This window comes from Vibrio sp. 10N.261.54.E10, from assembly GCF_002877735.2.
GTDB lineage: Bacteria > Pseudomonadota > Gammaproteobacteria > Enterobacterales > Vibrionaceae > Vibrio > Vibrio crassostreae_C.
Window position 1 is genome coordinate 985,792 of record NZ_MCXE02000002.1, and the last position, 14,430, is coordinate 1,000,221.

Genomic DNA, 14,430 nt, shown 5'->3' on the forward strand with positions numbered 1-14,430 from the left:
TTGAGCCTGTTTTTTTGAATTGGCTTTCGGATCGGTTGTCGATCGGTTTTTAGCTTAGTTAAGTGTTCAGCGTTAAGGATTCAACATGTATCTCGTTTTGTATTGCCACAACATTGGTATGACTGATTTTTCTTTCTTTGAGACGGAAGGTTTCGACAAAGAAGATGGCTATATCGTGCGAGGAAAATGGCCGAATGAAAAAGCGTTTCGTGATTACTTGACCAAAGAATTTGGTGATATGAGCGACTTCCAAGTGATTGATCTGATCGCCAAAGGCGCAGAAGCAGAACACTACTCGCCAGAAGAGTTGATGAGCTTAGCTCCGTAACCGCTAGCTCAGCAATATCTAGCTCGGTAATACGGTTTAAATTGAACAAACAAATGGCAGCCTGATTGGGCTGCCATTTTTCGTTTCAAGCTAGAGCTCGTTGCTATGAACTTTGAATAAAGCTACTGCGCCACTTCGTCCACCAAGTACAAGATTGATTGATACGGAATGCCACTGTGGTGTGATAAACCGATCTCACAGGTTCGGCTGTTACTAAAGCCACGAGTGCAGTTGCTCGGCACTTGTTCCTTGAGTGGGTGTACCGCCGCCTCATTCAGCTCTGGTGTAGTGAAGCCTTTGTCACCTGCCCAACCACAACATTGAATATGCTCTGGAACAATCACCTCTTCGGTACACGCTTTAGCAAGGTTTAACATCGCGCCTTCTAAGCCCATTCGACGAGAGCTACACGTGACATGCAGCATCACGGTTTCTTGTAGCGGCTCAAGCGTCAGATGTTCAAGCAAATATTGATTCACAAACCCTGTTGGCTCTAACACCTCTAATGGCTTGGTGAACTGTTCAATACTGCGTTTAGCACATGGGCTGGTATCCATCAATATTGGGTATTCACCCTGACGACTGGCTTGCCATAGCACTTCTTCCAACTGCTGAGCCTTCGACTGTGCTAAGTCGGTCATTCCTTTGCTGTCGTAAGGCATGCCACAGCATTGGTCATCTAGCTTCTTCGGTAGAATTACCTCGAATCCTGCCTTGTTGAGCAAAGACATGGTCACTTCAGTAAGAGGACGTTGGTCGCCCGCATCACTTTGTTGCCCCATGGTTCGACTGGCACACGAAGGGAGGTAAACCACTTTCTTCGCGTTGTTCGATGTTTCGGCTGTCATTGGTGAAGCCGTGAGGGAGTGATTGTTGGATTGCGGCATCTCTGGCATCCAAATCGGTGTCGCGCCTTTGGTCACTGAGCGTAGGCCATTGGTAAGCTTGCCGACCGTGTTGGCGCCCAGAACCTTACTCGCCACTTGGTTGGTTTTGAGGCCAGCCTTGGTCAGCTTAGTGGTGGTCGAGAAATGATCCGCTGTCCACTTAGCGATTGGCGTAAATTTCTCGTACTTGGCAATACGAAGCTTTTTAATCAAATCACCGGTGTTGATTCCCACTGGACAACGTTCGGCACACAGGCCGGTTGCGGCGCAGGTATCAATGCCTTGGTATTCAAAGGTTTTCTCTAGTTCGCTTGCTTCTATCTCTTCACCCGCAGCTCGGCGGCGTTGTAACTCGCGGTACAGCACGATACGTTGGCGTGGCGATAGAGTTAAGGTACGAGACGGACAAACAGGCTCACAGAAGCCACACTCGATACAGCGGTCGACAAGGTCATCGGCAGCAGGCATTGGCTTCAAATTGGTGATGTGTGAATTCGGGTTGTCGTTGATGATAACGCCGGGGTTGAGCAGTCTTTCTGGATCAAACAGCGCTTTGATCTGTTGCATCAAGGCATAGCCGTCTTTGCCCCATTCCAATTCCACATAAGGCGCCATGTTACGACCAGTACCATGCTCTGCTTTTAGAGAACCTTGGTATTTCACCGCAACCAGCTCGGCAACATCGTCCATGAAACCGCCGTAGCGATCGATTTCTGTTTGACTGTCGAAGCCTTGAGTAAATACAAAGTGCAGGTTGCCTTCGAGGGCGTGACCAAAAATGATCGCTTCGTTGTAGTCGTATTTGTCGAACAGCTCTTGTAGCTCTCGAATACCGTTAGCGAGGTTTTCGACAGGGAAAGCCACGTCTTCGATGATAACGGTTGTGCCAACTTCACGAACGGCTCCAACTGCTGGGAACATGCCTTTTCGGATGCCCCACAGAGTCGCGACTGTCTTCGGATCGGACGTGAAAGGGACTGATTCAACAATTGTGTATTCAGTCAATGCATCCAAAATTGATTTACATTGTAAATCTAAGTCCTGCTGGGAGCTGGCGTGTGATTCAACCAAAATAGCCGCGGCTTCTAAATCCAAGCTAGGCATAAAGGCGGGCATACCCGGTTTATCAGCCACTGAACGCAGTGCTCTGCCATCCATCAATTCAACGGCAGCAACTGGTGTTTTTGATAGCGTAGTCACAGCTTTACTTGCTTGTTCGATGTCAGCAAACACCAACAGAGCCGAAGCTTTGTTCGGGTGTTCGATAACGGTGTTGTAGGTGATCTCTGCGATGAAGCCTAGCGTGCCTTCTGAGCCAATCATCAGGTGTTTTATGATCTCAATTGGGTCGTGGTAATCGACCAATGCATTGAGCGCGTAGCCGGTGGTGTTTTTAAGACGGTACTTGTGGCGGATTCTGTCTGCCAGTTCTTGATTTGAGCTAGTCTGTCTGTGTAAATCAATAATGCCTTCAAACAACGTTTTGTGTGATTGCTTGAAAGCTTCAACGCTGGCGTTATCTGCCGTATCAAGCAGGGAACCATCACTCAATACGATTTTCATGCTCTCAACGGTGCGATACGAGTTTTGCGCAGTACCACAACACATGCCGCTGGCGTTATTCGCCGCGATGCCACCGATTTTACAGGTATTGATTGAAGCTGGATCTGGGCCGATTTTACGTTGGAAAGGGGCGAGGTATTTGTTGGCATCAGCACCAATCACACCGGGCTGAAGAATGATCTGATTGCCGTTATCGACAATCTCATGGCCGCGCCAGTCGTCGGTTAGAGTGATGAGTACCGAGTCTGAAACCGCTTGTCCTGATAGGCTGGTACCCGCAGCGCGAAAGGTAAAATGAATGCCCAGTTCGCGACAGCTTTGAATGGTGAATATCACTTCATCTAAGTTTTTCAGCCTTAGAACCATTTTCGGTACCAAGCGATAGAAACTCGCATCGGTGCCGTAAGCCAAGCGCTTTGCCTCTTGCGTGACAATGCGTTCTGTTTCTATTCTTTGAGCCAGTATCGCTTCAAGCTGCTGATAAGCTTGTGCGTCTATTACTCGCTCATGGGATGTGTTTGTCTCCATCTTTGCTTCCTTGTGCTTCTTATTTGGCACTGTTCAGGGCGTGTTGAACTTTCGCGGTTAAATTTTGTTCGAGATAAAAGCGTTTTAATCGCGGCGAAGGGGAAGTAGCCTAGTCACTCTAAGCAAATCCCCCTCAACAAAGAGTAAAACGCTTTTTGCGGGGGCGCCCAGCTCGAACCCTTCGGGCAGCGTTTGCTGACCATTTCTACTACGTTATCGGCTTCTCATGTAGGCTAGCTACACATCGACGCCTCTGCCTTGTATAAATACCCAGCAACTCGCTGCAAAAATCAGCTCGAAAGATCAACACGCCCTAGCTTTTTATTTTATTTTCCAGTGCTTAAACGGTGTCACAACGGCAGTGGAATTGCTGTGACACCGATTGAACTTCGGTCTAAGTAGACCAAAGCATTACAGTGAATCAACGGACTTAATCTAGCCCCACCAAAGATTCATGGGTTAAGTCTTTGATTGTCTTGGCGCCAGTTAGAGTCATCGCAACGCGCATCTCTTTGTCGTACAGGTCGAGTAGGTTCTCAACACCTGCTTGTCCTTGCGCTGCTAACGCGTAAACGAAAGAGCGGCCAAGCAAGGTGCAGTCTGCGCCCATCGCCATCATGCGAACTACATCTAAGCCAGTACGAATACCAGAGTCGACCAGAATCTTGGTGTCGCCTTTTACCGCATCTGCAATCGCAGGCAGTGCTTTAGCACTTGATAGAACACCATCTAGCTGACGACCGCCGTGGTTTGAAACTACGATACCGTCTGCGCCAAATCTCACGGCGTCTTTTGCATCTTCTTCATCAAGAATGCCTTTGATAACCATTGGGCCATCCCAGAAGTCACGGATCCACTCTAGGTCTTTCCATGAAATAGACGGGTCGAAGTTATCACCTAACCAACCGATGTAGTCTTCCAGTTTGGTTGGAGAACCTCGGTAAGTAGATATATTGCCAAGGTCGTGCGGTTTACCAAGTAGGCCAACATCAACTGCCCAGCTAGGATGACGCATAGATTGGAATACACGACGTATTGCTGCATTTGGGCCACTCATTCCTGAGTGCATGTCACGGTAGCGAGCGCCAGGTACCGGCATGTCTACAGTAAATACCAGAGTAGTTACGCCAGCCGCTTTTGCACGCTCCAATACGTTCTTCATGAAGCCACGATCTTTTAGTACGTAAAGTTGGAACCACATTGGGCGTTCAATCTTAGGTGCGACCTCTTCTATTGGACATACCGACACCGTCGACATCGTAAAAGGAATACCTTTGTTGTCCGCGGCTTTTGCTGCTTGTACTTCACCGCGTCTTGCGTACATACCCGTTAAACCAACAGGCGCCAGTGCGATTGGCATCGCTAGCTTCTCGCCAAATAGTTCGGTTTCCAAATTTAGGTCCGACATGTCGTTGAGTACGCGTTGTTTTAGCGCAATCTCAGCTAGGTCAGCCGTGTTGCGACGTAGGGTATGTTCTCCGTAAGAGCCACCATCAATGTAGTGGAAAAGAAACGGTGGTAATTTCGCTTTTGCTGCGGCGCGGTAATCAGTCGATGCGGATATGATCATAATTTCAGTCCTAAATTCTTGGGATGTTGCTCTTCTTTGAGAGCTTGGTTTGGGCTGCTTTAATTCGGGAAAATGGCGTTAATACCCATGGGTGTTGATGTGCTCTAGTATCCATCCCGGAACTCATCAACTGTCTTATTAGACGGTGTCGCTGTCGGGGAATTGAGTATTAACGCCAAGTGCTTTTGAACGACTTATGGTTTACATAAGTGCGTCGGTCATTTTGAATCCGTAGATAACCACTAGGCCGATGATGCCTGTCATCACCAAGTAGTAGAACGTTGGAATGATTGTCTTACGTAGGGTTGCACCTTCGCGTCCTAGCAAGCCAACAGTTGCTGATGCCGCTACCACGTTGTGAATCGCAATCATGTTACCTGCTGCTGCACCAACGGCTTGTAGAGCAACAACCACCGCACTAGAGATAGTCAGAGTCTGCGCTACTTCGAATTGGAACTGGCTGAACATCATGTTTGAAACGGTGTTCGAACCTGCAATGAAGGCACCTAACGCACCAACCGTTGCACTCAATGCTGGGAATGCGCTACCAACGAGGTCAGCTGCAAAGTTTGCAGTGGTTACTGGCATACTTGCTAAATCTGCGCCGTTCACACCAGAGTTAATGAAGATACGAACCATTGGGATGGTGAACACCAACACAAAGCCTGCGCCAATCAGAGTCTTGCTCGATTCACCGAAGGCTTTAGCCAGTGGCGTTGCGCTGCGAGATTGCATGAGAACAGCAACCAGCGCGACGAAGACCAAGATACCGCCCGGTAGATACAGAGGCTGAATCGCAGTGCTCACACCGGTTTCACCAAGGATGTTGCTGAACGATAGGCTAACGCTCTTCAGTAGGCCTTTGAATTCAGGGTTCACGCGGCTCGCAACCAAGGTCACCGCTAGCAGCACGTATGGTGCCCATGCCATCGCCATGCTCATCTTCTTATGGCCTTGATTGTTGTCGTCAAGGTCGATTTTCAGAGAACCTAGCCATTCTGCAGGCCACTTGTCTTCGCTCTCAAAATCCCATTTTGATTTAGGTACTAGGAAGCCGCGTTTTGCTGCTGTTACAACAATCGCAAGGCCAACCAAACCACCAATCAGTGATGGGAACTCAGCACCTAGGAAAACACCCGTTAGTGCGTAAGGAATGGTGAAAGCAGCACCTGCGAACAGTGCGAATGGCAGGATATCAAGACCTTCAGTCCAGCTTTTGTTCTTACCGAAGAAGCGAGTCAGCATCATCGCCATCAATACAGGAATCATCACACCAACGCAGGCGTGGATGATCGCAACACTTGATGTGATCTGTTGTAGGTAAGCATCCCATGTTGAACCATTGGCAATCAGGCTTTCACCGATGTTGTGCGTATCCAAACCTTTGTTTACGCCAACAATGATAGGTGTACCAACCGCGCCGAATGATACTGGCGTAGATTGGATCATCATGCCCATCAGTACCGCAGCCAGCGCAGGGAAGCCGATAGCAACCAGCAGTGGTGCAGCGATGGCAGCTGGTGTGCCGAAGCCAGATGCGCCCTCAATGAATGAACCGAAACACCAAGCAATGATGATTGCTTGAACACGACGGTCAGCGGATATATCAGTGAATCCGTTGCGGATGGTGGTGATAGCTCCGGTGTGTTTCAAAGTGTTTAATAAGAAGATGGCGCCGAACACAATCCAGAGAACCGACACTGTAATGCCGAAGCCTTGGAATACAGAAGCCAGCACGCGAGTGCCAGACATGTCCCAAGCAAGTAGGGCGATAGCAACGGTTAAGGCAAATGCCACAGGCATCGCTTTTTTTGCAGGCCAGTTAAGGCCAACCAGCAGAATCGCTGCAACAACTATTGGTGAAAATGCCAATAGGGCTAGTAGAGTTTCACTCATGGGTACTTCCTCGTACTGTTTTCAAACGTTCATGTTTGAAGTAAAGATCACGTTATGGTTTGTCATTATTTGAATCGCTTTGGCCTCTAAACGGGAACCTTCTTTAGGCGAATCTTGTAATTGGAATGACTGTTTTTGTAATTGTTTTGTTAATTTGGCGTGAATTTACCCCTTTATTTTTTATTGATATAGGGAAATAATGAAAATAATTAATTCCAAAATTGGCATAATCAGATGCGAGCAGACGATTTGATCCTGTTTTCACAGGTGGTAGAACTAGGCAGCTTCAGTAAGGTGGCAGAGCAAAATAACCTTACAAATTCGGTAGTTAGTAAAAGAATTGCGCGTTTAGAGGAAGAGATTGGCGTGCAATTATTATATCGAACCACGCGTAAATTGACCTTGACTGAGGCGGGCAAGGCAATGTTACACGGGGCCAAAAATGTGAAGCAGGCAGCTCAAGAGGCTATGGACGCAGTTTCAGGCTTTGGTGAAAATGTCAGTGGTCATATCAAAATGTCAGTGCCTACTATCTCCGGAGATTTGATTCTCGCAGACGCTGTGGCCGAGTTTTGTAATATGCACCCAGGTTTAACGGTCGATATGTCTCTGAATAATCGCTTTGTCGACTTGGTTGAGGATGGTCTCGATTTGGTGATTCGAACCGGCTACTTGGAAGATTCAAGCCTCATTGCTCGTCATATATTGGATTCACAATGGGTGGTGTGCGCTTCGCCGTCTTATATTGCTAAGAACGGTAAGCCGATGCTGCCTAAAGATTTAGTGCAGCACAATTGCTTGCAATACGCCTATCAAACAACGGGTGCTAGCGAATGGCAGTTTCTGCATAGTAAAGATGGCTGTACCGACAATGACAAATATATCGTGCGTGTTGCGGGCTCTTTTTCGACTGACAATGCGACCGCGTTAAGAAAAGCGGCGCTGGGTGGGCATGGTGTGGCGTACGTACCACGTTGTCTGGTTTATCACGACATTCGCAATGGTCAGCTTGTGGATATCTTCCCTGATTTGGTAGGCAAAAAGTTGGGAATTTATGCGGTGTACCCTTTTACTCGCCAGCCACCAAACAAGATTAAGTTATTGATTGAACATATCAGAACGCGCTACTTGACGATTTCTCACTATTTTTAATAAGGATCACGATGAGCTATTTAAAAGAGTATCCATATCCAATCACCAATAAACAGATCGTCAGCGATGACTACTTTGGTCAGATAATCGAAGACCCATATCGTTGGCTAGAAGACGACAGAAGTGACGAGACCGCGAAGTGGGTGGCGAGTCAAAACGCAATCACGTTTGATTACCTCGCTCAAATCCCGTATCGCGCGGATCTGAGAGAGCGACTGGCAAAAGCACAAGACTACAAAAAGAGCTCGCAGCCGTTTGTGCGAGGTGAGTACACCTATTTCTATAAGAACGATGGCCTGCAGAATCACAGCATTCTCTATCGTCACAAAGAAGGGCAACAAGAAGAAATTTTCCTAGATCCGAATACTTTCTCGGAAGATGGCACTACATCACTGGGTGCGGTGTCGTTTTCTAAAGATTACAGCCTAGTGGCGTACAGTATTTCAGAGGGTGGTAGCGACTGGCGCAAGATCTTTGTGATTGATACCGAGACTAAACAGCAGCTTGAAGCCGAAATCACAGACGCTAAATTTACCGGTATTTCTTGGTTAGGTAATCGCGGCTTTTATTACTCTAGTTACGACAAGCCAGACGGCAGCCAGCTTTCTGCACGTACCGAACAGCACAAACTTTACTTCCATGAGTTGGGTACAGAGCAAGCTAGCGACAAAGTTATCTTTGGTGAGAACAACGCTGAGCAGCACCGCTATGTATCAGGCTATACCACCGAAGACGACCGTTACTTGATCATTCTAGGGCGAGAGTCGACATCGGGTAACAGACTGTTCTATATCGATTTAGGTTCAGAGGAACAATCGCTGAACACGCTGATTGATCATGTGGATAGCGACACTTATCTCATCGATAACCAAGATGAGACCTTCATTCTATACACCAATCTCGATGCGCCTAATGGCAAGGTGGTGAGCTTTGATACTAGCAGTCAACAGTGGCTCGATATCATTCCTGAAAAGCCACAGCCGTTAGATATCAGCACTGGTGGTGGTTACTTGTTTGCTCATTACATGGTGGATGTGGTGTCTAAGATTGAGCAGCTGGATTACCAAGGTAGCCTAGTTCGTGAAATTCATTTACCCGGGCTAGGAACGGCTAGTGGTTTGGGTGGTAAAAAAGAGCAAACCCAGCTTCATTACACCTTTACCAACTATGTAACGTCGCCAACGATTTTCTCTTTTGATGTTGAATCTGGAAGCTCTGAAATCTACCAACGCTCTGAGTCTCCGTTTGAGTCGGATCAATTTGAGTCTAAACAAGTCTTCTATACCTCGAAGGATGGCACCAAGGTTCCGATGCTTATCTCTTACAAGAAGGGATTAGTGTTAGACGGCAATAATCCAACCATGTTGTACGCCTATGGTGGCTTTAACGTTAGCCTAACGCCTTCTTTCTCGGGCACTGTGGGCAGTTGGCTAGAACTGGGTGGCGTATATGCGGTGCCAAACCTGCGTGGCGGTGGTGAGTATGGTAAGGCGTGGCACAAAGCGGGAACTCAGCAGAAAAAGCAGAATGTCTTTGACGACTTCATTGCTGCTGCCGAGTTCTTAATTGAAGAAAACTACACCAGTAGCGATAAGTTGGCGATTCGCGGCGGTTCTAACGGAGGCTTGCTGGTAGGAGCTTGTATGACACAAAAGCCTGAGCTGTTCCAAGTGGCTCTGCCTGCTGTTGGGGTGTTGGACATGTTGCGTTACCACACATTCACGTCTGGCGAAGGGTGGGCGTACGACTATGGCACATCCGCGCAGAACAGAGAGATGTTCGAATATCTGCTTGGCTATTCTCCGGTTCATAATGTGGTGCGTGGCACGGATTATCCAGCAACATTGGTGACGACCGCTGATCACGATGACCGCGTAGTGCCTGCTCACTCTTATAAGTTCATCTCAGAGCTGCAAGATAAGCATGAAGGTAGTGCGCCCGTGATGATTCGTATTGATGTTAATGCGGGCCATGGCGCCGGAATGCCGCTCAGCAAAGCGATCGATCTCACCGCCGATATCTACGCATTTACTCTGTTCAATATGGGGGTTGCGTCTCTAGATTCACTTTAACGAATGCTTGATTCTAGATAACTGGGTATTTTACTCAGACCAAGAAGCCTCAAAATCTACCTTAGATTTTGAGGCTTTTCATATATATGAAAACCAATCAAAACTGCGTCATATTTCCTTCACTTTCACACACTGTTTTCCGTGATAGCCGCCACCAATACTGATGAAATGAAAGCGATTTCAAGCTGATATCTCACGCAATATCAACCGTAACCTGTTGATCTTAAATCAGTAGTTTTCGTCATGGATATTCTAAAAGTTTCATGGCATTTAGGCTGATTTATCAGTGTGAACAGCAACCAACTTTTCAACGCTTTCATTGCTTAATATTTCCCTGCTCGATGAAAACTCAAAAAAATAATAGGGAATTACAATGCAAAAATTTAAGCTTTTGCCAATAACAGTCGCAGTGGCGGCCTCGCTTGCTTCACTCTCTTCTTTTGCTGCTGATACAGATATCGAAGCATTAGAAAAACGAATTCAAGAGTTAGAATCTAGGGTTCACTTCTCCGCCTTGTTTACTGCTAACGACCAAACCGCTTACGGGGCGATTAAGGCGCTACACGATCACGGTTATAAAGTGCCAGAAGATGTGTCATTGATTGGGTTTGATGACTTACCAACGTCGAAGTATTTCACACCCGCGTTAACAACATTAAGGCAGCCAATTGAAGAGATTGGTGAAGTGTGTGCTCAGTCGATCTTGAACTTGTTATCTGGCGAGCGACATGAAGCAAGGTTGCCTCCGATTGATTTAATTGTGAGAGAGTCGACCAAATCTTTGTATCGTTAATTTCAAGACAAGCATCAAGGTGGTGCGCCTGTGATGATTCGTACTGATGTCAATGCGAACCATGGTGCAGGAATACCGCTGAGTAAAGCTATCGATCTCACCGCTTATATTTGCGCGTTCATATTGTTCAATACGGGGCAGGTAAGCTAAAACACTTTTGCCCCAAAGTTTGCTACAACAATGGAAAAAGGACTGACGAGTCAGCCATCTTTAATGGTTCGTTTTGGGGCTGTTTTCCGAGGAGAGCTTTGTATGAATCACACACCTCAGGGTTTTAGAAACTTAACCAAGACTTATTCGCATGGAATGGGGTCACTGAATTTCGACTTATTAAATTTCCATTTAAGATTTTCGGTTCATATGGAACAGCTTCATCGCGTAGCTTTAGCGCTAACTTAACAGCATTCTGTGCCATGAGTTCAATCGGTAAGTCTATGGTCGTTAATTCTGGGGTTGAAAACTCACCAAAAGGATCATTATCTATACCAATAACAGATACTTGACTTGGAACGTGAACCCCTTCTTCTGACAAAGCTTTAATCGCTCCTAAAGCCATATTATCGTTAAATGCGAGAATCGCCGTAAACTTCACATTTAACTTCAAGAGGTTGGTACACAGATCATATCCACTTCTTATATGGTAATCACCGGATAACACTAAAGATGGATTATAAGGCAATCTAGATGATTCTAAAGCTCGCTTATAACCTTCGATACGAGCTTTTCCTGTTGGGTTGTCTATTGGACCAGTTATGCATGCGATGCTCTTATGACCGCATGAAATCAAATGTTCCATTGCGGTCACGATAAGACTAGATTGATCAATGGATACTGAATGGTAATTCCCTGCCATAGAGGCACGGTTTAACACAACAAAAGGCACGGACAGTTGTGATTCTAACGTTTGTATATGCTCATCAGATAGGGTTCGGCTATAAAGCAAAATGGCATCAAATTGCCCTTCTAGTTGTCTAATTACTTCATATTCATGTTGAGGGTCATTCTTACCATCGATTACTGTTAGTGTTTTGCCTTCTGATTGAAGTTGAATTGAGATTTGCTGTAATAGTACACCCCACCTAGTACTGTCATAGTTAGACAGTACCAATGCCACTGTATCAGTTTTATTTGTCGCTAAAGCTTGAGCGGTCCGGTTTGGACGGTAACCTAACTGTTCCATCGCGGCGAAGACACTATCTTTTGTCGATTGTTTAACCTGACCTGTGCCGTTGATCACACGCGAGACTGTTGCTTTGGAGACTCCAGCAAGTTTGCTGACATCAACAATGGTACTCATTCTATTCCTTTCATCACTTACCCACGTTACGTTTGGATATTATTATAAGTTATTGTTTATATGGACCAATTATCAAAAAATAAAGTTATCTTACTGTCTACTAGAACATAGTAACCCCTAAATTCGAACCCGATTTCTTACCTAATGTGATGCCCGTCATCAATTGTAGCATTGAGTAACGATATTTTATGACATTTCTCACACAAGTGAAACCGGTTTCTGTAACCGGTTTCTGTAACCGGTTACATTTTTCTCGTACTCTACAACGCTTACTAGATTAAGTGATAAATTAATAAGAAAAGGAACTAAATCATGATCAACATTTTATTGTGCTGTGCTGCTGGTATGTCTACTAGCATGGTCGTAAACAAAATGAAGCAATCTGCGGCAGCGAAAGGGATTGAAGCGCATATTGAAGCTGTGGGATTAGATGAATTCGAGTCGAACCTTCCAAACTTCGATTGCGTTTTACTAGGTCCACAAATTAAATACAAACTCAATGATTTCAAAGAGATTGCTGATGCTGCTAACAAACCAATTTCTGTAATGAATCAAATGGATTACGGCATGATGAAAGGCGAAAAAATCCTTAACGATGCAATCACAATGCTAAATCAATAAGAGGGATATCACGATGAAAGCATTATTCGATTTTCTAGAAAACACCTTAACACCGATAGCAGGCCGACTGGCAACTCAAAAGCACGTGTGTGCAATTCGTGACGGCTTCATTGGCGCAATGCCCTTCATGATCGTGGGTTCTTTCTTGCTTGTGTTTGCTTTTCCTCCTTTTTCGGAAGATACCGCGTTTGCCTTAGGTCAATGGTGGATTTCAATGTCATCCACCTATTTTGATGAAATCATGACCCCTTTTAATATGAGTATGGGGATTATGTCATGTTATATCTCTGCTTGTATCGCGTATAACCTAGCAAATAGCTACAAGTTAGATGCCCTACCAACGGCAATGCTTTCATTGATGTCATTTCTTTTGATAGCAGCACCGATGAAAGATGGTGCTCTGTCTGCAACGTACCTTGGTGGCACTGGTATCTTTACTGCAATCATTGTTGCGATCTTTGTTACTGAACTGACTCGTTTCTTAAAAGTTCATAATATTGGCATTAAAATGCCGGAGCAGGTGCCTGATAAAATTCGTCAGTCATTTAACCTGCTGATCCCAACAATGATCGTGATAGTTACGATTTATCCACTAAACCTTCTAATTCAAAACAATTTCGATATGCTAATTCCAGGTGCAATTATGGCTCTATTCCAGCCATTGGTATCAGCATCTGACACATTGCCGGCGATTTTACTTGCTGTACTTGTTGCACATACTCTATGGTTTGCTGGTATTCATGGTTCAGCAATCGTTTCTGGCATCATGGCACCCTTCTGGCTTTACAACCTAGGTGTAAACCAAGAAGCTCTTGCTGCAGGAATGGAACTGCCTCAAGTGTTTATTGAACCATTCTGGTCGTTCTTTATTGTATTAGGCGGCTCTGGTGCAACATTCTCATTAGTTCTACTTTACCTGAGAAGTAAATCTGCTCACCTTAAAACAATCGGTCGTCTTGGTGTAGTTCCTGCAATGTTCAACATCAATGAACCTGTAATCTTTGGTTCACCAATCGTTATGAACCCTATTATGTTCATTCCATTTGTCGGCGCTCCAATGATCAACGCTATCATCGCTTACTTCGCGACGAGTATGGACTGGATTGGCAAAATGGTTTCACTGGTTCCTTGGACGGCACCAGCACCAATAGGTGCAGCTTGGGGAGCTGGATGGCAGCTAAACAATGCTGTATTGGTGTTCATTCTAATTGGTGTAAATCTGGTTGTTTACTACCCATTCTTCAAAATTTACGAAAAACAGTTGCTTGCAGAAGAGCAGCCTCAAGACACAAATTCTACTCAAGATAACAAATCTAGTGAACAAAGCTTCGCGTAACATTCATCCAACTCAATAGAGTGGGTACTACCACTCTATTCATCAAAAATATTGAGGATATCCACATGGAACTAGAATCAACCGTAATGGAATTGATCATCAATGCTGGCGAGTCAAAAAGCCTAGCAATGCAAGCGCTACAGAATGCAAAGAAAGGTGAATGGGCAGAAGTTGACTCATTACTAACACAATCTACTGAGGCATCAAAGCGTGCTCACAAGGTTCAAACTGAGCTCATTGGAATGGATGAAGGTGAAGGAAAAGTGCCAGTGAACCTAATCATGGTTCACGCTCAAGACCACATTATGACTGCAATGCTTGCTCGTGAGTTGATTGAAGAGCTAATCAACCTACACCGTAAAATTCAATAAAATAACAACAGATTAA

Annotated in this window: 11 protein-coding genes; 7 read left to right on the forward strand and 4 right to left on the reverse strand. The window is 45.5% G+C overall.

The features are described from left to right. The first annotated feature begins 85 nt into the window (after positions 1-85). Positions 86-328: a hypothetical protein gene (locus tag BCU07_RS15555; RefSeq protein ID WP_102428146.1), complete on the forward strand. Its 243-nt coding sequence runs from the start codon at positions 86-88 to the stop codon at positions 326-328. Positions 329-450: 122 nt separating this feature from the next. On the opposite strand, the gene BCU07_RS15560 is transcribed toward BCU07_RS15555, so the two are convergent. The 3 genes from BCU07_RS15560 to BCU07_RS15570 all read right to left on the reverse strand — a co-directional run bounded on the left by BCU07_RS15560 (position 451) and on the right by BCU07_RS15570 (position 6,772). Then, positions 451-3,306, reverse strand: coding sequence for an FAD-binding and (Fe-S)-binding domain-containing protein (locus BCU07_RS15560; RefSeq protein WP_102428147.1), 2,856 nt, complete (start codon positions 3,304-3,306; stop codon positions 451-453). Between the two features lie 430 nt (positions 3,307-3,736). Further along, a complete protein-coding gene (lldD, locus tag BCU07_RS15565; protein ID WP_102428148.1) occupies positions 3,737-4,876 on the reverse strand; it encodes an FMN-dependent L-lactate dehydrogenase LldD in 1,140 nt (379 codons plus the stop codon). A 201-nt stretch (positions 4,877-5,077) separates the two neighbouring features. Further along, positions 5,078-6,772, reverse strand: a complete 1,695-nt coding sequence (locus BCU07_RS15570; protein ID WP_102428149.1) for an L-lactate permease — start codon at positions 6,770-6,772, stop codon at positions 5,078-5,080. A gap of 234 nt (positions 6,773-7,006) precedes the next feature. On the opposite strand from BCU07_RS15570, the gene BCU07_RS15575 reads away from it, so the two are divergent. The 3 genes from BCU07_RS15575 to BCU07_RS15585 all read left to right on the forward strand — a co-directional run bounded on the left by BCU07_RS15575 (position 7,007) and on the right by BCU07_RS15585 (position 10,789). After that, on the forward strand, positions 7,007-7,924 hold the full coding sequence (locus BCU07_RS15575) for a LysR family transcriptional regulator (RefSeq protein ID WP_017068571.1): 918 nt from the start codon (positions 7,007-7,009) through the stop codon (positions 7,922-7,924). Between the two features lie 11 nt (positions 7,925-7,935). Next, positions 7,936-9,996, forward strand: coding sequence for a prolyl oligopeptidase family serine peptidase (locus tag BCU07_RS15580; protein WP_102428150.1), 2,061 nt, complete (start codon positions 7,936-7,938; stop codon positions 9,994-9,996). A 373-nt stretch (positions 9,997-10,369) separates the two neighbouring features. After that, positions 10,370-10,789: a substrate-binding domain-containing protein gene (locus BCU07_RS15585; protein ID WP_102428151.1), complete on the forward strand. Its 420-nt coding sequence runs from the start codon at positions 10,370-10,372 to the stop codon at positions 10,787-10,789. A 274-nt stretch (positions 10,790-11,063) separates the two neighbouring features. Here BCU07_RS15585 and BCU07_RS15590 read toward each other — a convergent pair whose 3' ends face one another. Beyond that, positions 11,064-12,086 (reverse strand): LacI family DNA-binding transcriptional regulator, encoded by a 1,023-nt coding sequence (locus tag BCU07_RS15590; RefSeq protein ID WP_102332276.1) that lies wholly within the window; start codon positions 12,084-12,086, stop codon positions 11,064-11,066. A gap of 312 nt (positions 12,087-12,398) precedes the next feature. On the opposite strand from BCU07_RS15590, the gene BCU07_RS15595 reads away from it, so the two are divergent. From BCU07_RS15595 to BCU07_RS15605, 3 genes are all read left to right on the forward strand, one after another. Further along, positions 12,399-12,707, forward strand: a complete 309-nt coding sequence (locus BCU07_RS15595; RefSeq protein WP_102332275.1) for a PTS sugar transporter subunit IIB — start codon at positions 12,399-12,401, stop codon at positions 12,705-12,707. A gap of 13 nt (positions 12,708-12,720) precedes the next feature. Then, on the forward strand, positions 12,721-14,043 hold the full coding sequence (locus BCU07_RS15600) for a PTS sugar transporter subunit IIC (protein WP_102332274.1): 1,323 nt from the start codon (positions 12,721-12,723) through the stop codon (positions 14,041-14,043). Positions 14,044-14,108: 65 nt separating this feature from the next. Beyond that, positions 14,109-14,414: a PTS lactose/cellobiose transporter subunit IIA gene (locus BCU07_RS15605; RefSeq protein ID WP_102332273.1), complete on the forward strand. Its 306-nt coding sequence runs from the start codon at positions 14,109-14,111 to the stop codon at positions 14,412-14,414. The last annotated feature ends 16 nt before the right edge of the window (positions 14,415-14,430 follow it).

What these genes read in the sequence shown, in the direction of transcription:
- BCU07_RS15600 (WP_102332274.1), top strand. Translation starts at nt 12,721, where the DNA reads ATGAAAGCATTATTCGATTTTCTAGAAAACACCTTAACACCGATAGCA.
- BCU07_RS15570 (WP_102428149.1), bottom strand. Translation starts at nt 6,772, where the DNA reads ATGAGTGAAACTCTACTAGCCCTATTGGCATTTTCACCAATAGTTGTT.
- BCU07_RS15580 (WP_102428150.1), top strand. Translation starts at nt 7,936, where the DNA reads ATGAGCTATTTAAAAGAGTATCCATATCCAATCACCAATAAACAGATC.
- BCU07_RS15605 (WP_102332273.1), top strand. Translation starts at nt 14,109, where the DNA reads ATGGAACTAGAATCAACCGTAATGGAATTGATCATCAATGCTGGCGAG.
- lldD (WP_102428148.1), bottom strand. Translation starts at nt 4,876, where the DNA reads ATGATCATATCCGCATCGACTGATTACCGCGCCGCAGCAAAAGCGAAA.
- BCU07_RS15590 (WP_102332276.1), bottom strand. Translation starts at nt 12,086, where the DNA reads ATGAGTACCATTGTTGATGTCAGCAAACTTGCTGGAGTCTCCAAAGCA.
- BCU07_RS15585 (WP_102428151.1), top strand. Translation starts at nt 10,370, where the DNA reads ATGCAAAAATTTAAGCTTTTGCCAATAACAGTCGCAGTGGCGGCCTCG.
- BCU07_RS15595 (WP_102332275.1), top strand. Translation starts at nt 12,399, where the DNA reads ATGATCAACATTTTATTGTGCTGTGCTGCTGGTATGTCTACTAGCATG.
- BCU07_RS15560 (WP_102428147.1), bottom strand. Translation starts at nt 3,306, where the DNA reads ATGGAGACAAACACATCCCATGAGCGAGTAATAGACGCACAAGCTTAT.
- BCU07_RS15555 (WP_102428146.1), top strand. Translation starts at nt 86, where the DNA reads ATGTATCTCGTTTTGTATTGCCACAACATTGGTATGACTGATTTTTCT.
- BCU07_RS15575 (WP_017068571.1), top strand. Translation starts at nt 7,007, where the DNA reads ATGCGAGCAGACGATTTGATCCTGTTTTCACAGGTGGTAGAACTAGGC.